This is a genomic window from Streptomyces poriticola (assembly GCF_036689765.1).
In the GTDB taxonomy this organism is placed as follows: Bacteria; Actinomycetota; Actinomycetes; order Streptomycetales; family Streptomycetaceae; genus Streptomyces; species Streptomyces poriticola.
The window spans coordinates 86,436-106,124 of the sequence record NZ_JBAGKH010000014.1; the positions used below are offsets into that span (position 1 = coordinate 86,436).

A 19,689-nucleotide genomic window follows, 5' to 3' on the forward strand; every position below is an offset into this window, starting at 1 on the left:
CTTCGGCCCGGAGCCGCCCGGCCCGGCGCGGGACCGGCCGGCACCCTGCCACGAGGGCCAGGGTGCCGGCCGGTCCCACTGACCGCGTACCGCGTACCGCGGTCAGTGCACGTTCACCGCGCTCCACGCCGCCGCCGTCGCCGCGGTCTCGGCACCGTCCTCACCGTAGAGGTCGGCGGCGGCCCTCAGGGTCGCAGTCCGGGCCCCTGCATAGTCCGTGGACGAGGTCATGTAGACCGTGAGCGCCCGGTACCAGATCGCGCCCAGCTTGGCCCGGCCGATGCCGGTGACCGTGGAGCCGTCGCAGGTGGGGGATGAATGGCGGACGCCGCCCAGGGTCTTCGTGCCGCTGCCCTCGGCCAGCAGATAGGCGAAGTGGTTGCCGACGCCGGAGGAGTAGTGGACGTCGAGGTCGCCCACCGACGGGCTCCAGCAGTCCACCGAACTGCCGTCCCTGCTCGGCTCGTCCATGAAGCGCAGCGCCTCCCGGCCGAGACCGGAGCGGACGACCTTCTCGCCGATCAGCCAGTCACCCGGGTCGGCCGGGTTGCCGGCGTGGAACTCCACCAGCGTGCCGAACACGTCGGAGGTGGCCTCGTTGAGGCCCCCGGACTCGCCCGAGTACGTGAGCGCCGCGGTCTTCGACGTCACCCCGTGCGCCATCTCGTGCCCGGCGATGTCCAGCGACACCAGCGGGCCGAGGGCCGTCCCGTCGCCGTCGCCGTAGGTCATGCAGAAACAGGTGTCGTCCCAGAAGGCGTTGTTGTAGTCCGTGCCGTAGTGCACCCGGCTGTAGGCGCCCTTGCCGTCGCCCGCGATGCCGCTGCGCCCGTGCATGTCCTTGAAGTAGTCCCAGGTGACGTCCGTGCCGTACTGCGCGTCCACCGCTGCCGACGCCCGGTCGGACCCCGTGCCCGTGCCCCAGTGGTTGTCGGCGTCGGTGAACACCGTCGAGGGCGCCCGGCTCAGGCAGATGCCGAGGATGCACAGGTCGGTCCGGTTCGCCGCGTCGCCCGTGAACGTGCCCCCGCGCGTCGGGTCCTTCAGTTCGTACCCGGAACCGGACGGCGTCGTCGTCAGCGGAACCGTCCCGCTGTACAGCGACCTCCCGTCGCCGGAGGCGGTCTCCAGGCTGTCCCAGGCGTCGATCCGGGCGCCGGTGCGGGCATCGGTGAGCACGGTCCGCGCCACCGGGTTGCCCTGCGGGTCCAGGGCCACCGCGTCCGTGCGCCAGGCCAGCCGCGGGGCGCCGTGCAGAGCGTCGACGACCAGCCGGGGCCTGGCGGTCAGCCGCTGCAGCAGCGCGCCCGGGTGTGCGGAGCGCAGGACGTGCGCGGCCAGGCCGGCGGCCCTGGGCGCGGACAGCTTCGGGGTGACGGTGGGCAGTGAGACCGCCCGCCGCGTGGCGCGGTCCGCGCCGCGGAAGGTGCCGTCGGGGGCCAGATGGACCACGAAGTCGCCGCCCAGGACGGGAAGCCGGCGGTAGGTCCGGTCGTAGCGGATGTGCTGGCTGCCGTCGGGGTCGACCACGACGTCGCGGACCGTGGTGTCCTGAGCGTCGGTCAGACCCAGGCCGGCGGCGTGTTCCGCGAGGGCCGCGGCGGCGTTGCGCACCGCGTCGGCGCGGCTCGGCCGGCCGGCCGCCGCGGCGGCGGGGGCGAGGGCGGCGACCAGGACGGTCGCGGTGGCGGCGGCGACACCGGCGGTGGCGCGACGGGACCCCCGGACATGCCGTATTCGGCTCATGGGTCTCCTTGGGAAGAGCGCCTCGGAACGCGTGGGGTGCGTGGGGCGCATGGGGCGGCACTGGTGGGTGACTGAGATTCAAAGGGCCGCCGACATGGCATGTCCATAGCGATCAGGTGGAGACCGTGGGGGGAGAGAATCACTTCTGTGGAAGCTGTGCGACTGCCGTTCTTCGTCTACGGCACCCTGCGCCCCTCGGGCGCCAACCACGGCCGCTTCCTGCACGGTCGCACCCTGGCCGAGGAACCTGCCCGCCTCACCGGCGCCGTGCTCTACGACGGCCCCGGCTACCCGTACGCCGTGGAGGACCCGTCCGGCGTGGTGCGCGGCGAACTGGTCACCGCGCGGCCCGAGGCCTACGACGAACTGCTCCGCGCGCTGGACCTGCTGGAGGACTATGTGCCGGGCGACCCGCGCAACCTCTACGAGCGGGTGGCCAGGGACGTCCTGCGAGATGCCGGTGCCGGTGCCGGTGCCGAAGCGGGGGCAGGGGCGGGCGCGGGCGTCGCCCCCGCCCCGGTCCGCGCCTGGGTGTACGTCGCCGCCCCCGCCGTCGCCGCCCGGCTGCGGGCCCGCGGCAGCCGCATCGAGAGCGGGGAATGGCGCCCCCACGCGCCAGAGCGGTGAGGGGCACCAGCGCTACCGCGCCACCGCCTCCAATCGCACCGCGCACACCTTGAACTCCGGCATCCGCGAGGTCGGGTCCAGCGCCGGGTTGGTCAGCGTGTTGGCGCGGCCCGCGCCCGGCCAGTGGAACGGCATGAACACCGTGTCGGGACGGATGCCGGTCGTGATGCGGGCCGGCGCCACCGCCCGGCCGCGCCGCGACACCACGGCCACCGGATCGCCCTCGGCCGCACCGAGCCGCGCCGCCAGCCTCGGGTGCAGCTCCACGAACGGGCCGGGCGCGGCGGCGTTCAGCTCGTCCACCCGCCGGGTCTGGGCGCCGGACTGGTACTGGGCCACGACCCGGCCCGTCGTCAGCAGCACCGGGTACTCGGCGTCCGGCTCCTCGGCGACCGGGCGGTGCGAGACGGGCACGAAACGGGCGCGGCCGTCTTCGGTGGCGAACCGGTCGAGGAAGAGGCGGGGGGTGCCCGGGTGGACGGCCGCGGGGACGGTGGGCGCGGTGGGTGCCACCGCGGCGGTCACGCCGTCCGTGTCGTCCGCCTCATTCACGGCGGCCACACCGTGCGCGGTGGTCGCGTCGCCCGCGTCGTCCGCGCGGTGCGCGGTGGTCGCGTCGCCCGCGTCGGCTGCGGCCGTCACCGTCGCCGCTGCCGCCTCACGCGCCGGGTCGTCGGGGGCCACGTCCAGACAGGCGTCCTCCGCGTCCTCCCCGACGGGTGCGTTCTCCCCGACGGGTGCGCCGGCGCCGACGGGTGCGTTCTCCCCGACGGGTGCGCCGGCGCCGCCGGGCGTGTCCTCCCCGGCGGGTGCATCCTGCGCACGCCCCGTGCGGGCCGTCTCCTCCACCGGCGCCGGGCACGGCCAGAACACGCCGCTCTCGTCGGCCAGCCGCCGGTAGCTGATCCCGGAGTAGTCCGCGGGCCCGCCCGCGCTGGCCCGGCGCAGCTCCTCGAAGACCTCCTCCGGGTCGGTCGGGAACTTCTTCTCCAGCGCCCGCTCACCCCCGAGCCGCGCGGCCAGCTCGTGCAGCACCTCCAGGTCGCTGCGCACCCCGTCCGGCGGGGTGATCGCCCGCCGCCGCAGCAGCACGCGCCCCTCCAGGCTGGTCGTGGTCCCCGTCTCCTCCGCCCACTGGGTCACCGGCAGCACCACGTCCGCCAGCGCCGCCGTCTCCGACAGCACCACGTCGCACACGGCGAGGAAGTCCAGCGACCTCAGCCGCTCCTCCACATGCGCGGCACGCGGCGCTGACACCACCGGGTTGGACCCCATCAGCAGCAGCGAGCGGACGTCGGTGCCGAGCGCGTCGAGCAGCTCGTAGGCGCTGCGCCCCGGCCCCGGCAGCGAGTCCGGGTCCACCCCCCACACGTCGGCCACGTGCCGCCGTGCGGCCGGGTCGGTCAGCTTGCGGTAGCCGGGCAGCTGGTCGGCCTTCTGCCCGTGTTCGCGCCCGCCCTGCCCGTTGCCCTGCCCGGTCAGACAGCCGTACCCCGACAGCGGGCGCCCGGCCCGGCCGGTGGCCAGGCACAGGTTGATCCACGCGCCCACCGTGTCGGTGCCCTTGGACTGCTGCTCCGGCCCGCGCGCGGTGAGCACCATCGCGGCCTCCGGCTCGCAGAACAGCCGCACCGCCTCCCGCAGCTCCGGCACGGACACCCCGGTGATCCGCTCCACGTACTCCGGCCAGTGCGCCATCGCCGCGGCCCGCGCCTCCTCCCAGCCGGAGGTGCGCGCCTCGACGTACGCGTCGTCGACCCGGCCCTCGGCGACGACCAGGTGCAGCAGCCCCATGGCCAGCGCGAGGTCGGTGCCGGGACGGGGCGCGAGATGCAGGTCGGCCTGCTCGGCGGTCCGGGTCCGGCGCGGATCCACGACGATCAGGGTGCCGCCGTTCTCCCTGAGCTCGGTGAAGTACCGCAGCGACGGCGGCATCGTCTCGGCGGGATTGGAGCCGACGAGGATCACACAGCCGGTCCTGGGGATGTCCTCAAGCGGGAAGGGCAGTCCCCGGTCGAGTCCGAACGCCCTGATCCCGGCCGCCGCGGCGGACGACATGCAGAACCGCCCGTTGTAGTCGATCTGCGAGGTGCCCAGCACCACCCGGGCGAACTTGCCCAGCGCGTACGCCTTCTCGTTGGTCAGCCCGCCCCCGCCGAAGACACCGAGCGCGTCCGGGCCGTGCTCCGCCCGCACGCGCGCGAGCTGCCCGGCGATCCGGTCCAGCGCCTCGTCCCAGCCCGCCTCCACCAGCGTGCCGTCGGCGCCGCGCACCAGCGGCGAGGTCAGCCGGGTGTGCGAGGCGAGCACCGCGGGCGCGGTGCGCCCCTTGCCGCACAGCGCGCCCCGGTTCACCGGGAAGTCCGCGCGCTCGGTCACCTCGACGGTCCCGTCGGCGGCGGGCGTGAGATTCATCCCGCACTGCAGCGCGCAGTACGGGCAGTGCGTGGGCGTCGGCGAGGACGTCGGCGTGGCGGAACTCTGCATGTCATCCACAATGCGTCCGGTTTGTTACGCGACCGGGCGGCTCCCTGTTACACGGCCGGGACGGCGGCCTCCCCGCCGCCGTCCGCCGGCCGTGAGGTGACGATCCCGCCGTACGGTCACCCGCCCCCGGCCAGCGCCCGAGCCACCCCGGGCTCCCGCGGCCCGAGGAACACCGGATCCGGTTCGAACACGGCGTCCAGGGCCGCCTTGCCCGCCGCGAGGACCTCCCGTGCGCCGCCGTAGTACCAGGTAGCGTCGTGTACGGCGGAGACCCCGACGCCGTACGAGAGGACCCCGGCCTCCTCGCACAGTGCCACCGCCCGCCGGATGTGGAAGTCCTGGCTGATCAGCACCGCCCGGTCCACGCCGAAGATCTTCTTCGCCCGGACGCAGGAGTCCCACGTGTCGAAGCCCGCGTAGTCGCTGACGATCCGCCCGTCGGGCACGTCGTGCCGGACCAGGTAGGTGCGCATCGCGTCCGGCTCGTCGTAGTCCTCCCGGCTGTTGTCCCCGGTGACCAGCACCACCCGCACCCGGCCCGCCCGGTACAGCTCGGCCGCCGCGTCCAGCCGGTGCGCCAGATACGGCGACGGCTCGCCGTCCCACAGCCCGGCACCGAAGACGACGGCGACATCGGTGCGCGGCACGTCGGCGGTGCCGTGCAGCCGGCCGTCGGTCACCAGCCGCAGCCAGGCAGCCGGCAGCAGTGCCAGCACGCAGCCGGCCATCACGGCCTGCACCAGCCGCCGCTGCCCGGTGCGGGTGCGCGGCAGCCGCGGTCTGCCCGGTCTCCAGCGGCGCATCGGACGGTCTCCTCCCGGTCGGCTCTCGACACCGAGAGACGCCGGGCGCCGCCGTCCGGTTCATTCTCTGCGGCGAAACCACAGCTCAGCCCGGCTCACGCAGACGTACGGCACCCTGTGAACCACCGGAAAATTCCCGTGACGCCCGTGCAACGGGGAGGCAACGTCCCGGCGCCACCATCGCAGCATGACAGCAACGAGCAGCCCGCCCGCCCTGGTCGTCGTGGCGCACGGCAGCCGCGACCCGCGTGCGCTGCGCACCGTCCGCGCCCTGCTGGACCAGGTCCGCGCCCTGCGCCCCGGTCTTCCCGTGCACCTGGGGCACATCGAGCTCAACGAGCCCCTGCTCCCGGACACCCTCGCCGCCCTCGGCGACGCGTCCGCCGTGCTCGTCCCGCTGCTGCTCAGCCGCGGCTACCACGTGAAACGGGACATCCCCGAGATGGCCGCGGCGGCCCCGGCCCGCACGCGCGTGGCCGCCCCGCTCGGCCCGCACCCCCTGCTGGTGGACGCCCTCCACGATCGTCTGACGGAGGCGGGCCTGCCCGCCGACGCCCCGCGCGACGAGAGCGCCGTCGTCCTGGCCGCCGCAGGCTCCCGCGACCCCGAGTCCCGCGTCGACACCGCCCGCACGGCCCACCTCCTCTCCGCCCGCCTGGGTGTCCCGGTCCTCCCGGCCTACGCCTCGTCCGCCGCGCCGACGGTGCCCCAGGCCGTGCACGCCCTGGCCGCGCAGGGCCGCCCCCGGGTGGCCGTCGCCTCCTACTTCACGGCCCCGGGCCGCTTCGCGACCGAGTGCGCCGAGGCGGCCCCCGGGATCGCCGCGGCCCCCCTGGGCACCCACGCGTCGATGGCCCGCCTGATCCTGCACCGCTACGAGGAGACGGTGCGGGCAACGCCGGACGGCGGCGCGGGGCCGGGCCGGATCGCGGCTCCGCCCCGCGGCACGGCCCGCCACCGGACACCCGCACCCGCGCGACCGCAGAACCCGGCGGACGCTTTGGCGCACCTCTGACCACCGGATGTCACAGCCTGCCCGTACTGTCGAGACATGGCAGGCACCGCACGCGCACCCGAACCCCTTGCAGAACCCCCGAACGGCTACGACCCGGCGTCAGCCGACCGCTGGGCACCCGAACCGGACAAACGCCCCGGCCGCACCGCCTTCCAGCGCGACCGTGCCCGCGTCCTGCATTCCGCCGCGCTGCGCCGCCTCGCCGGCAAGACCCAGGTCGTCACCCCGGACGCCACCGGCCCGGTCCCGGCCTGGGACGCCAGCCCCCGCACCCGCCTCACCCACTCCCTGGAGTGCGCCCAGGTCGGACGTGAACTAGGCGCGGCCCTCGGCTGCGACCCCGACCTGGTGGAAGCCGCCTGCCTGGCGCACGACCTCGGCCACCCGCCCTTCGGGCACAACGGCGAGCAGGCGCTGAACGAATTCGCCGAGGACTGCGGCGGCTTCGAGGGCAACGCCCAGTCCCTGAGACTCCTCACCCGCATCGAGCCCAAACGCTTCACCCCGGAGGGCTCCGTCGGTCTCAATCTCACCCGTGCCGCCCTGGACGCCGCCACCAAGTACCCCTGGCCCCGCGGCACCCACCCCACCGACCCGGCCTCGCCCAAGTTCGGCGTGTACGAGGACGACCTGCCCGTGTTCACCTGGGCCCGCAAGGGCGCGCCCGGCACCCGCACCTGCTTCGAGGCGCAGGTGATGGACTGGTCCGACGACGTGGCGTACTCCGTGCACGACGTGGAGGACGGCCTGCACGCCGGACACATCGACCCCAACTGCCTGCTCGCCGACCCCGAACGGCACGCGGTGTTCGACGTCGCCGTCGGCCGGTACGTCCCCGCGGACACCGACCCCGCCGAGCTCGCCGCCGCCCTGGACCGGCTGCTCGCCGAGGAGTGGTGGCCGCACGGCTACGACGGCTCGGCCCTCGCCCAGGCCCGGCTGAAGGACGCCACCAGCCAGCTCATCGGCCGGTTCTGCCTGGCCGCCGAGGCCGCCACCCGCCGGGCGTACGGCGGCGGGCGGCTCACCCGGTACGGCGCCGAGCTGGTCGTCCCCCGCGAGACCCGCATGGAGTGCGCCGTCCTCAAAGCCGTCGCCGACCGCTACGTGATGCAGCGCGCCGAGCAGGAGCGGCTCCGCGCCGACCAGCGCATCGTCGTCGCCGAACTCGCCGAGGCACTCACCGCCCGCGCCCCCGACGGCCTGGACCCGCAGTTCCGCGCCCTGTTCGACCGCGCGGGCGACGACCGAGACCGCAAACGGGTGATCGTCGATCAGATCGCGTCACTCACCGACACCTCGGCGCGCACCCTGCACGCGCGCCTGACCGCCCGCCCGTGAGACTGACCTGATCGGGCCACTCCCCCTTCCCGCAGCCCGTTCGGTGCGGGACGCTCGCATGTGGCGAAACCCCGACGAGGAGGCAAACACGTGGTCGACGCGGATCAGACATTCGTCATCGTCGGAGGAGGCCTGGCCGGTGCCAAGGCGGCCGAGACGCTGCGCGCCGAGGGCTTCACCGGCCGGGTGATCCTCGTCTGCGACGAGCGCGACCACCCCTACGAACGTCCGCCGCTGTCCAAGGGATACCTGCTCGGCAAGGAGGAGCGCGACAGCGTCTTCGTGCACGAGCCCGCCTGGTACGCGCGGCACGACATCGAGCTGCACCTCGGCCAGACGGTCGACGAGATCGACCGCGAGGCCAGGACCGTCCACTACGGCGACGACGGCACCCGGATCCGCTACGACAAGCTGCTGCTGGCCACCGGTGCCGAGCCGCGCCGCCTCGACATCCCCGGCACCGGTCTGGCCGGGGTCCACCATCTGCGCCGCCTCGCCCACGCCGAGCGCCTCAAGGGCGTCCTCGCCGCCCTCGGCCGGGACAACGGCCACCTGGTGATCGCCGGGGCGGGCTGGATCGGCCTCGAGGTCGCGGCGGCGGCCCGCGAGTACGGCGCCGAGGTCACCGTCGTCGAACCCGAACCGACCCCGCTGCACGGCGTGCTCGGCCCGGAGCTCGGCGGCCTGTTCACCGAGCTGCACCAGGCGCACGGCGTCCGCTTCCGCTTCGGCGTGCGGCTGACCGAGATCGTCGGCCAGGACGGCGTCGTCCTCGCCGCCCGCACCGACGACGGCGAGGAGCACCCGGCGCACGCCGTGCTCGCCGCCATCGGAGCCGCCCCGCGCACCTCGCTCGCCGAGGCCGCCGGGCTGGAGATCGCCGACCGGGAGCACGGCGGCGGCATCGTCGTGGACGCGGCGCTGCGCACCGCCGACCCCGACATCCACGCCGCCGGCGACGTGGCCTCCTTCCACCACGCGCTGTTCGACTCCCGGCTGCGCGTGGAGCACTGGGCCAACGCCCTCAACGGCGGACCGGCCGCCGCCCGCGCGATGCTCGGCCGGGACGTCGCCTACGACCGGGTGCCCTACTTCTTCTCCGACCAGTACGACCTGGGCATGGAGTACTCCGGCTGGGCGCCGCCGGGGTCGTACGACGAGGTGGTGATCCGCGGGGACGCGGCCAAGCGCGAGTTCATCGCGTTCTGGGTGAGCGAGGGCAGGGTGCTGGCCGGGATGAACGTCAACGTGTGGGACGTCACAGAGCCGATCCAGCAGCTGATCCGCTCGCAGGCCCAGGTGGACACCGAGGCCCTGGCCGACCCGCACGTCCCGCTGGAGAGCCTGACCTCGTAGCGTCGGCCCGGGCTGTCGGCGGGTCCCCGTAGAATTCACGCGTGGCAGGACGGATCAACGACGAGGACGTGAAGGCGGTACGGGACGCGGTCCCGATCGACGCCGTGGTCTCCGAGTACCTCCAGCTGCGCGGCGCGGGCGGCGGCAACCTCAAGGGGCTGTGCCCGTTCCACGACGAGAAGTCCCCGTCCTTCCAGGTCAGCCCCAGCAAGGGACTGTTCCACTGCTTCGGCTGCCAGGAGGGCGGCGACACCATCACCTTCGTGATGAAGATCGACCACCTCTCCTTCTCGGAGGCGGTCGAGCGGCTGGCCGGCCAGGCCGGCATCACCCTGCGCTACGAGGAGGGCGGGTACAACCCCGCCCACCAGCGCGGCGAGCGGATCCGGCTGATCGAGGCCCACAAGATCGCCGCCGAGTGGTACGCGGAGCAGCTCGCCACCAGCCCCGAGGCCGACACCGGCCGGGTCTTCCTCGCCGAGCGCGGCTTCGACCAGGCCGCCGCCGTCCACTTCGGCGTCGGCTACAGCCCCCAGGGCTGGGACCACCTCACCCGCTATCTGCGCGGCAAGGGCTTCACCGACAAGGAGCTGGTCCTCTCCGGCCTCTCCCAGGAGGGCCGCCGCGGCCCCATCGACCGGTTCCGCGGCCGGCTGATGTGGCCCATCCGCGACATCGGCGGCGAGGTCGTCGGCTTCGGCGCCCGAAAGCTCTACGAGTCCGACAACGGCCCGAAGTACCTGAACACCCCCGAGACCCCGGTCTACCGCAAGTCCCAGGTCCTCTACGGCATCGACCTGGCGAAGAAGGACATCGCCAAGACCTCCCGCGCGGTCGTCGTCGAGGGCTACACCGACGTCATGGCCTGCCATCTGGCCGGGGTGCCCACGGCCATCGCCACCTGCGGCACCGCCTTCGGCGGCGAACACATCAAGATCCTCCGCCGGCTGCTGATGGACAACGGCAGCGCCCGCGTCATCTTCACCTTCGACGGCGACGCGGCCGGCCAGAAGGCCGCCCTGCGCGCCTTCGAGGACGACCAGAAGTTCGCCGCCGAGACCTACATCGCCATCGCTCCCGACGGCATGGACCCCTGCGACCTGCGGCTCGCCAAGGGCGACGACGCGGTCGCCGACCTGGTCGAGCCGCGCACCCCGCTGTTCGAGTTCGCGCTCCGCCAGATCGTCGCCCGCTACGACCTGGACACCCCGGCCGGCCGCGCCGCCGCCCTCGACGAGGCCGCGCCGGTCGTCGCCCGGATCAAGAACAGCGGCGCCCAGCACGAGGTCGCCGTGCAGCTCGCCGGCATGCTCGGCATCCTCGACACCCAGTTCGTGGTCAAGCGCGTCGCCCAGCTCGCCCGCTGGGCCCGGGAACGCGGCGGCAAGGGCCCCGCCCCCGACCGGCAGCGCACCCCCGGGCAGTACGCCGAGGAGCCCGCCCGTCCGGCCGCAATGCGCGGCCCCGCCCTCAACCTCCGCAACCCCGTCCACGCCACCGAGCGGGAGCTGCTCAAGCTCGCCCTGCAGCGCCCGGAGCTGGTCTCCCCGGCCTTCGACGCCTACGGCGCCGACGAGTTCACCGCCCCGCCCTACGCGGCCGTGCGCCAGGCCATCCTGGAGGCCGGCGGTGCCGAACTCGGCGTGACCGATCCGCAGGACTATCTCGTCCAGGTCCGGGACGCCGCCCCGGACGACACCGTGCGCGCCATGGTCACCGAGCTGGCAGTGGAGGCGATCATGCTGCGCCGCGAGGTCGACGAGACCTACGCCGGAGCCCAGCTGGTCACCGTCCGGCGCCGCGCCGTCGAGCGCCGTGTCCGCGACATCCAGGGCCGCCTCACCCGACTGTCCGGCGGCCACGGCGACCCGGCCGAACTGGCCTCCGTCCAGAACGAGCTGTGGGTCCTGCAGCAGTACGACCAGGCCCTGCGCGAACACGGCGCCGGTGCTCTCTGACCCGGATCAGCCGCCCGTCCCCGACCCTGCCCGAACGCCGGCGAGACCGCCCGCACCAGCCGGTCCGCGAACTCCCGCTCGGCATCCCGGAACCGCGGATACTCGGTGCGAGGTGCTCCCACTCCACATACCCGACGGCCTCCGCCACATCCTCCCGCAGGATCGTCCCGCGGTGCGGACACGGCCACTCGCCCGCCAGCCGGAACACCTCGTGCAGCAGCCCGGGGCGCAGCCCGTGCCGCTCGGCCGGCAGCACCGCGTCGTACAGTCCTTGCCCTGCGCGTACGGGTCGTTGATCAGCCACATCAGCTTCCAGGCCAGCGACAGCCGCGGCGTCGCGCCCTGCACGACCGCCCCGCCCGGCAGCTCCACCGGCTCGGCGGGCTCGGGCAGCGGCTCGTTGAAGACGAAGTCGAGCTGGACGTGGCGGCCGGGCAGCCCCGGCGCGCTCCACGGCAGCACCATGCGGCGGCCCGGCACCCGGTCGTGGGTCCAGTACGTCGAGCCCCTCCAGCTCCGCCGGCAGCCGCTCCAGGGCCAGCCCCGCGCCCTCGGCGTCCACCCCGCGGCACCGCCGGGTCACGAACCGCTCGTGCCGCAGACCGCCGCGCACCCGGCGGGCGTTCCAGGACAGATGCGCTCCGTGCGGCACCACCCGCGCCGCCGGCTCCGTCAGATCCGTGTCCGCCGCGAGCAGCAGCTTCACCTGGTGCTCGAAGTACCGGTCGGCACCGCCACCGCCACCGCCACCGTCACCGTCACCGTCACCGCCACGTCCACCGCCACCGCGCCGGCCGGGAACCTCCGGGGGCCCACGGCGTCGACTCGCCCTTCACCTGCACCGGTTCGAACCCGTCCGCTTGCAGTCGCGCCGCCACCTCACGGGCGCGCGCGAGTTCGTCGGCGCAGGACGGGGAGCCGGCCAGGGTGAGCATCGGCTGCTCCCGCATCCGGCCCCGGGCCAGCACGATGTGCGTCGGCTTGAGCCCGGCCGCGGCGGCCCACCGGTGCCGCCGCTCCGCCTCACCGGGGCCGCCGCAGCGGACCGTCGCATGAGTTTCGTACACCGGGGGACCCTCGTTCGGATTCTCGTTCGGAGAAGGGACACCCGGGAATCGTGCCAGCCCAGGCGCCCCTCGGGCATCCGGGACTCCGCCGGCGATGACCCCGGGGTCACGGACCGGACGCAAAAAGTCACCGCACGCCCCTCGTGGCAGCGATGTGTCGTACCCCACACTGGGTTCCGGTGCCTGAGTCCTCGGAGCGCGGCCGGTCCGTCCCCGACGGGTCCCCGACCCCCGCGGTTCCGCTCATCGCGTACGGGACGGACAGCGGCGAGGCCGCCGACTCCGCCCCCCGAGTACCGCTGTCGTCCGCCTTGGCAGCGTTCATCCTGGAGGTCGCCCCCGTGCAGACCCAGACCCTCACCCAGACCGACGCCCGCTCGACCGGCCGGGACGGCACGGAGCCGGACGCCGAGGCCGGCATCCTGGTCGCGGTGCCCGCGCAGAACCGGGCCGTGCTCCACCCGGAGACGCAGCCGGCGCACTCCCTCGCCGAGACCCCGGAACCGCCCGGCGCCCCCGCCCGGGCCGCGGAGCCGGAGCAGGAAGCGGTCCCGGAGCCGGTCGAGGCGCCGCCCTCCCGCGCCGACACCGGAAGCCCGTCCGCGGACCTGTTCCGCCAGTACCTGCGCGAGATCGGCCGCATCCCGCTGCTCAGCGCGGCCGAGGAGGTCGAACTCGCCCGGCGCGTGGAGGCCGGCCTGTTCGCCGAGGAGAAACTGAGCAACACCCCCGACCTGGACAGCCGGCTCGCCCACGACCTCGACCGCCTCGTCGTCATGGGCCGGGTGGCCAAGCGCCGCCTCATCGAGGCCAACCTGCGGCTCGTGGTCTCCGTCGCCAAGCGGTACGTCGGACGCGGGCTCACCATGCTGGATTTGGTACAGGAGGGCAACCTCGGCCTGATCCGGGCGGTGGAGAAGTTCGACTACGCCCGCGGCTACAAGTTCTCCACCTACGCGACCTGGTGGATCCGCCAGGCCATGTCCCGCGCCCTCGCCGACCAGGCCCGCACCATCCGCGTCCCCGTCCACGTCGTCGAGCTCATCAACCGGGTCGTCCGCGTCCAGCGCCGCATGCTCCAGGAACGCGGCTACGAACCGACTCCGGACGAGGTGGCCGCCCACCTCGACCTGCTCCCGGAACGGGTCAGCGAGGTGCTGCGGCTGGCCCAGGAGCCGGTCTCCCTGCACGCCCCCGTCGGCGAGGAGGACGACGTCGCCCTCGGCGACCTGATAGAGGACGGCGATGCCACCAGCCCGGTGGAATCGGCCGCGTTCCTGCTGCTGCGCGAGCATCTGGAGGCGGTGCTCTCCACCCTCGGCGAGCGCGAACGCAAGGTCGTCCAGCTCCGCTACGGCCTGGTCGACGGCCGCCCGCGCACACTGGAGGAGATAGGCCGCATCTTCGGCGTGACCCGCGAGCGGATCCGCCAGATCGAGTCCAAGACCCTCAACAAGCTCCGCGACCACGCCTTCGCCGACCAGCTGAGGGGCTACCTGGACTGATGCTCACTCCTCGGTCGGCACGCACAGCACCGGGATCCGGGAGAGGTGCAGCAGCTTGTGCGGGGTGGAGCCCAGCAGCGCCCCGCGCATCGGGCTCTCCCCCCAGCTGCCGACGACGATGACCCGCGCCCGGTGCCGGGCCGCGGCGACGAGCAGGGCCTGCGCCGGCTTCTCGTCGATGATCTCGACCGTGGTCGGTACGCCGGCCTCGTCGGCCACCTCGACGGCGTGCCGGAGCGCGCTGCGGCCGGCGTCCACCAGGGCCTGGTGGTGGGCGGCGTACTCCTCGCCCAGGGAGCCGGGCGCCGCGGCACCGTAGACCAGCACCAGCGGGTCGCCGAACGCGGCCGACACCTCGACCGCGACGTGCAGCGCACGGACCGAACCCGCGGACTCGTCGTATCCGAGGACGACCGTCATGTCAGTGCTCCTCGCCGTGCTGGGGCTCCGGTTCCGCGACACCCGGGCGCTCCGACCAGAAAGCGGGCGACACGAACCGCCATACGAACATCACGATCACGCCCGCCAGTGCGATGCCGACGCCGATGACCAGCGGGGGGCCGACCCCGAGCCAGGCGACGCCGCTGTAGGAGTTGGCGGGGTCGGACATGTCGACGACCGACTCCACCAGCAGCCAGGCCAGCAGACCCGCTCCGACGAGCGGGCCGAGGCCGATCAGCAGCAGGTTGTGCAGGCTCTCCGTCAGCCGGCGCCGGTAGTAGACGGCGCAGGCCAGGCCGGTGAGCGCGTAGTAGAAGGCGATGAGCAGCGACAGCGCGGTGAGCGAGTCGAAGAGGGCGTTCTCGCTGAGCTGGTAGACGATGAGATACCAGACGATGGCGATGCCGGCGACCCACCAGGTGCTGACGTCGGGCGTGCGGTACCGCGGGTGGATGCGGGCGAAGGGCTGCGGCAGTGCCCGGCGGCGTGCCATGGACAGAGCGGTGCGCGACGCCGGGATGATCGTCGTCTGCGTCGAGGCCAGCGCCGACGTGGACACCGCGAGCAGCACCACCCAGTGCCAGCCCCCCATCGCCTCGTCGGCCAGCAGGGCGAAGACGAACTCCTCCTCCCCGGCGTTGTCGGCCAGGAACGTCGTCCCGGCGTAGGCGACGACCGCGACAGCCACCGACACATAGGTCACCAGCAGCACGATCGTGGACCAGACGGCCGCCTTGCCGGGAGCGGTGGCGGAGTTCTCCACCTCCTCGGTGAGATTGACCGCCGACTCCCAGCCCCAGTAGATGAACACGCCCAGCAGCAGCGCCGCCGTCAGTGAGGCGCCTCCCGAGCCGAAGGGGTTGAGCCACTCGACGGACGGTCTGACGGAGTCCAGCGTGCCGGTGTCGGCGTAGACGCGGTACAGCGCCACCACGGCGAAGATCAGCAGGCAGGCGACCTGCGCGAGGATCAGGACGTTCTGCACACGGGCGGAGAGCTCCGTGCCGATGACGCACAGAGCCGTCATCACCAGGATGACCAGCACGGTGAGCACCTGACGCACGAGGTCGTTGTCGACCCAGCCGTCCAGTCCGAAGGCGAGCAGCGCGAAGGTCACGGCGACGTCCGCCAGTGAGCCGACCACCAGCACCCCGGTCATGGCGATGGCCCACCCGCCGAGCCAGCCGGCCCAGGGCCCCATCGCCCGGGTGACCCAGGAGAAGGTGGTCCCGCAGTCCTGGTCCACCCGGTTGAGGTAGTAGAACGCCGAGGCGATCAGCAGCATCGGGACGAACGACGCCAGCATCACCCCGGGCGCGTAGATGCCCACGAGCGCCACGACCGGGCCGATGACCGCCGCCAGGGAGTACGCCGGGGAGGTCGCGTTCAGCCCGATGACCAGCGCGTCGACGAAGCCGATGGCATTGGGCTTCAACCCGGTGGGGAGATCCGCGCTCCCTTCGGTGGTGGCCATGCTGCCTCACTCGCTGGTGCTCGGTGGCTCGGTGCTGCCGCGCGTCTCGGCACGGCAGCACGTCTGATTGACACCAATATGAGGCCTTCAGTCCACTTCTGCGACCGCCTGTGCGAACTGCGCCCGGTACAGCCCCGCATACGACCCGCCCGCCGCGAGCAGCTCCTCGTGCGCGCCCTGCTCGACGATCGACCCGTTCTCCATCACGAGGATGGTGTCGGCGTCCCGGATCGTCGACAGCCGGTGTGCGATGACGAACGACGTCCGTCCGTACGCCAGTTTGGCCATGGCCTTCTGGATCAGCACCTCCGTCCGGGTGTCCACGGAGCTCGTCGCCTCGTCCAGCACCAGGATCACCGGGTCGGACAGGAACGCCCGCGCGATGGTGATCAGCTGCTTCTCCCCGGTGCTGACCCCCGAGCCCTCGTCGTCGAGCACCGTGTCGTACCCGTCGGGCAGCGTGCGGATGAACCGGTCGGCGTGCGCCGCCCGCGCCGCCTCCTCGATCTCCCCGCGGGTGACCTCCCGCGCGGCGCCGTAGGCGATGTTCTCCGCGATGGTGCCGCCGAACAGCCAGGTGTCCTGCAGCACCATGCCGATCCCGGCGCGCAGCTCGTCCCGGGACATCCGCGCGATGTCCACGCCGTCGAGGGTGATGCGCCCGCCGGACACCTCGTAGAACCGCATCAGCAGATTGACCAGCGTCGTCTTGCCCGCGCCCGTCGGGCCGACGACGGCGACCGTGTGCCCCGGCTCGGCCTTCAGTGACAGGTCCTCGATCAGCGGCCTCTCCGGGTCGTACCGGAAGGACACCCGCTCCAGCTCCACCCGCCCGCGCAGCTCGGCCGGCCGCTCGGCGGGCAGCGGGTCGGCCGACTGCTCCTCGGCGTCCAGCAGCTCGAAGATCCGCTCGGCGGAGGCCACACCCGACTGCACCAGGTTCGCCATCGACGCCACCTGCGTCAGCGGCATCGAGAACTGCCGGGAGTACTGGATGAAGGCCTGCACATCGCCGATGGACAGTGAGCCCGAGGCCACCCGCAGACCGCCGACCACCGCGACCAGCACGTAGTTCAGATTGGACACGAACATCATCAGCGGCTGCATCATCCCGCTGTTGAACTGGGCCCGGAACCCGGCCTCGTACAGCGCGTCGTTCTGCTCGGCGAACTGCTCCGCCGACTCCTCCTGCCGGCCGAACACCTTCACCACGGTGTGCCCCGTGTACATCTCCTCGATGTGCGCGTTCAGCGTGCCCGTGGACCGCCACTGCTGCACGAAGTGCGGCTGCGACCGCTTGCCGACGCGGGTGGCGACGAGGAACGACAGCGGCACGGTCACCAGCGCGACCAGCGCCAGGATCCAGGAGACGTAGAACATCATCGCCAGCACGCCGAGGATCGTCAGCAGCGAGTTGATCAGCTGACCCATCGACTGCTGGAGCGTCTGCCCGATGTTGTCGATGTCGTTGGTGGCCCGGGACAGCACCTCTCCGCGCTGCCGCCGGTCGAAGTAGGACAGCGGCAGCCGCGACAGCTTCGTCTGCAGGTCCTCGCGCAGCCGGAACATGGTCCGGTTGACGGCCCGGTTCACCAGCCGGGTGGCCACCGCCATCAGCAGCCCGGCCACCGCGAACGTCGCCAGCGCCAGCAGCAGCACCTGACCGACCGCGGCGAAGTCGATGCCCTCGCCGGGGGTGAAGTCCGTGCTGCGCAGCATGTCCGCGACGTCACCCTCGCCGCGCTCCCGCATCCCCTCCAGGACCTGGTCCTTCGTCGCCCCGTCGGGCATGTCCCGCCCGACGATGCCGGCGAAGACCAGGTCGGTGGCGTGCCCGAGGATCTTCGGCCCGACGACGTTGAGGCCGACGCTGAGCACCGCACACACCAGGAGCAGGCCGATGGTCAGCCGCTCCGGCCGGAACCGGGCCATCAGCCGCTTGCCCGAGCCGACGAAGTCCATCGACCGCTGGTCCGGGCCGCCCCCGGCCATCATCCGTGCCGCAGGCCCGGCCATCAGGCTGCCTCCGCTTCCGTCAGCTGGGAGAGCACGATCTCCCGGTAGGTGTCGTTGGCCGCCATCAGCTCCCCGTGCCGCCCGGCGCCGACGACCCTGCCCTCGTCGAGGACCACGATCCGGTCGGCGTCCCGGATGGTCGCCACCCGCTGGGCGACGATGACGACGGTCGCCTCGGCGGTCTCCCGGGCGAGCGCCGTGCGCAGGGCGGCGTCGGTGGCGTAGTCGAGGGCGGAGAAGGAGTCGTCGAAGAGATAGATCTCCGGGCGCTGCACCAGCGTCCGGGCGATGGCCAGCCGCTGCCGCTGACCTCCGGAGACATTGGTGCCGCCCTGCGCGACCGGCGCGTCCAGCCCGCCCTCCAGCCGTTCCACGAACTCCCTGGCCTGCGCCACCTCCAGGGCGTGCCACAGCTCCTCGTCGGTGGCGTCGGGACGGCCGTAGCGCAGATTCGTGGCCACGGTGCCCGCGAAGAGGTACGGCTTCTGCGGGACGAGGCCGACGGTGCGCGCCAGCACCCGCGGATCGAGGGCGCGGACGTCCACCCCGTCGACCAGCACCTCCCCGTCGGTGGCGTCGAACAGCCGGGGGACCAGTCCCAGCAGGGTGGACTTGCCGCTGCCGGTGGAGCCGATCACGGCGGTCGTCCCGCCGGGCCGCGCCACCAGGTCCACGTCCCGCAGCACCGGCTCCTCGGCACCCGGGTAGCGGAACCCGGCGCCGCGGATCTCCAGATGCCCGTGCCGGCGCAGCTCCGTCACCGGCGCCGCGGGGGGCACCACGCTGCTCTCGGTGCCCAGCACCTCCTGGATCCGTTCGGCGCACACCTCCGCGCGCGGCACCATCATGAACATGAAGGTGGCCATCATCACGGACATCACGATCTGCATCAGATAGGCCAGGAACGCGGTCAGGTCGCCGATCCCCATCCCGCCGCCGGCGATCCGGTGGGCGCCGAACCACACCACGGCGATCGACGACAGGTTCACCACCGTCATCACGATCGGGAACATCAGCGCGAGCAGGTTCCCGGCGCCCAGGGCCACATCGGTCAGCTCGGAGTTGGCCCTCCGGAACCGGTGCTGCTCGTACTCGTCGCGGACGAAGGCGCGGATCACCCGGTTGCCGGTGATCTGCTCGCGCAGCACCCGGTTCACCGTGTCCAGCCGCTCCTGCATCGCCCGGAACAGCGGGCGCAGCCGCCGCACGATCAGCGTCACACACACGCCCAGCGCGGGCACGACCCCGACCAGCACCCCGGACAGCGGCACATCGAGCCCGAGCGCCATCACCACACCGCCGACGCACATGATCGGCGCCGACACCATCAGCGTGAACGTCATCAGGGCCAGCATCTGGACCTGCTGCACGTCGTTGGTGGTCCGGGTGATCAGCGACGGGGCGCCGAAGTGACCGACCTCACGTGCGGAGAACGACTGCACCCGGTCGAAGACGGCCGCTCTCAGATCCCGCCCGACCGCCGCGGCGGTGCGCGCGCCGTAGTAGACGGCGGCGACGTTGCAGACGACCTGCGCCAGCGAGATGCCGATCATCAGGGCGCCGTGGCCGAGGATGTAGCCGCTGTCGCCGCGGACGACACCGTTGTCGATGATGTCCGCGTTCAGGGTGGGCAGATAGAGGGTGGCGCAGGTCTGCAGGAACTGCAGAGCCACCAGCAGGGCGATGGGTCTCTTGTAGGGCCTGAGACAGGTCCGCAGCAGTCGTATGAGCACGCTGGTCTCTCGGAGTCGGCGGCAGGGGTCGGATGGTTGCCCCTGGCCCCTATCGTCGGACACGGCACCGGCGTTACCTCAACCGATTAATCCGACGGGCGTGTCCCGGCACACACGGCC

The 19,689-nt window shown here is 72.9% G+C and carries 13 protein-coding genes and 1 pseudogene; 6 read left to right on the top strand and 8 right to left on the bottom strand.

What is annotated here, in order from left to right:
- Nucleotides 1–102: 102 nt before the first annotated feature.
- The gene (locus tag V5O46_RS19145; RefSeq protein ID WP_332885843.1) at nt 103–1,746 is read right to left on the bottom strand and encodes a M4 family metallopeptidase; all 1,644 of its coding nucleotides are present in this window, start codon (nt 1,744–1,746) and stop codon (nt 103–105) included.
- Nucleotides 1,747–1,902: 156 nt separating this feature from the next.
- Here V5O46_RS19145 and V5O46_RS19150 point away from each other — a divergent pair, with 156 nt between their 5' ends.
- Nucleotides 1,903–2,373 carry a gamma-glutamylcyclotransferase family protein gene (locus tag V5O46_RS19150; RefSeq protein WP_332885880.1) on the top strand — a complete coding sequence of 157 codons (471 nt, stop codon included), beginning with the start codon at nt 1,903–1,905 and terminating at the stop codon, nt 2,371–2,373.
- 12 nt (nt 2,374–2,385) lie between these two features.
- Here V5O46_RS19150 and V5O46_RS19155 read toward each other — a convergent pair whose 3' ends face one another.
- Nucleotides 2,386–4,860: a molybdopterin oxidoreductase family protein gene (locus V5O46_RS19155; RefSeq protein ID WP_332885844.1), complete on the bottom strand. Its 2,475-nt coding sequence runs from the start codon at nt 4,858–4,860 to the stop codon at nt 2,386–2,388.
- Between the two features lie 116 nt (nt 4,861–4,976).
- Nucleotides 4,977–5,663, bottom strand: a complete 687-nt coding sequence (locus V5O46_RS19160; RefSeq protein ID WP_332885845.1) for a SanA/YdcF family protein — start codon at nt 5,661–5,663, stop codon at nt 4,977–4,979.
- Between the two features lie 187 nt (nt 5,664–5,850).
- Here V5O46_RS19160 and V5O46_RS19165 point away from each other — a divergent pair, with 187 nt between their 5' ends.
- The 4 genes from V5O46_RS19165 (at nt 5,851) to dnaG (ending at nt 11,333) form a co-directional block, all read left to right on the top strand.
- Nucleotides 5,851–6,678: a sirohydrochlorin chelatase gene (locus tag V5O46_RS19165; RefSeq protein ID WP_332885846.1), complete on the top strand. Its 828-nt coding sequence runs from the start codon at nt 5,851–5,853 to the stop codon at nt 6,676–6,678.
- Nucleotides 6,679–6,714: 36 nt separating this feature from the next.
- On the top strand, nt 6,715–8,019 hold the full coding sequence (locus V5O46_RS19170; RefSeq protein WP_332885847.1) for a deoxyguanosinetriphosphate triphosphohydrolase: 1,305 nt from the start codon (nt 6,715–6,717) through the stop codon (nt 8,017–8,019).
- A gap of 90 nt (nt 8,020–8,109) precedes the next feature.
- Nucleotides 8,110–9,375 (top strand): NAD(P)/FAD-dependent oxidoreductase, encoded by a 1,266-nt coding sequence (locus V5O46_RS19175; protein WP_332885848.1) that lies wholly within the window; start codon nt 8,110–8,112, stop codon nt 9,373–9,375.
- Nucleotides 9,376–9,416: 41 nt separating this feature from the next.
- Nucleotides 9,417–11,333, top strand: coding sequence for a DNA primase (gene dnaG / locus V5O46_RS19180; protein WP_332885849.1), 1,917 nt, complete (start codon nt 9,417–9,419; stop codon nt 11,331–11,333).
- A gap of 493 nt (nt 11,334–11,826) precedes the next feature.
- On the opposite strand, the pseudogene V5O46_RS31965 reads toward dnaG, so the two are convergent.
- Nucleotides 11,827–12,400: pseudogene (locus V5O46_RS31965) on the bottom strand (hypothetical protein); the annotation flags it as partial.
- A 179-nt stretch (nt 12,401–12,579) separates the two neighbouring features.
- On the opposite strand from V5O46_RS31965, the gene V5O46_RS19195 reads away from it, so the two are divergent.
- Complete coding sequence (locus V5O46_RS19195) at nt 12,580–13,905, top strand: RNA polymerase sigma factor (protein ID WP_332885851.1); 1,326 nt, start codon at nt 12,580–12,582, stop codon at nt 13,903–13,905.
- 3 nt (nt 13,906–13,908) lie between these two features.
- On the opposite strand, the gene V5O46_RS19200 is transcribed toward V5O46_RS19195, so the two are convergent.
- The 4 genes from V5O46_RS19200 to V5O46_RS19215 form a co-directional block, all read right to left on the bottom strand.
- Complete coding sequence (locus V5O46_RS19200; RefSeq protein ID WP_332885852.1) at nt 13,909–14,325, bottom strand: universal stress protein; 417 nt, start codon at nt 14,323–14,325, stop codon at nt 13,909–13,911.
- 1 nt (nt 14,326) lies between these two features.
- Entirely contained in the window at nt 14,327–15,820 is a 1,494-nt protein-coding gene (locus V5O46_RS19205) for an APC family permease (protein WP_332885853.1), read from the bottom strand.
- A gap of 87 nt (nt 15,821–15,907) precedes the next feature.
- Nucleotides 15,908–17,836: an ABC transporter ATP-binding protein gene (locus V5O46_RS19210; protein ID WP_332885854.1), complete on the bottom strand. Its 1,929-nt coding sequence runs from the start codon at nt 17,834–17,836 to the stop codon at nt 15,908–15,910.
- Nucleotides 17,836–19,569, bottom strand: a complete 1,734-nt coding sequence (locus tag V5O46_RS19215) for an ABC transporter ATP-binding protein (protein WP_332885855.1) — start codon at nt 19,567–19,569, stop codon at nt 17,836–17,838. Before V5O46_RS19215 ends, V5O46_RS19210 begins: the two co-directional genes overlap by 1 nt.
- Between the last annotated feature and the right edge of the window lie 120 nt (nt 19,570–19,689).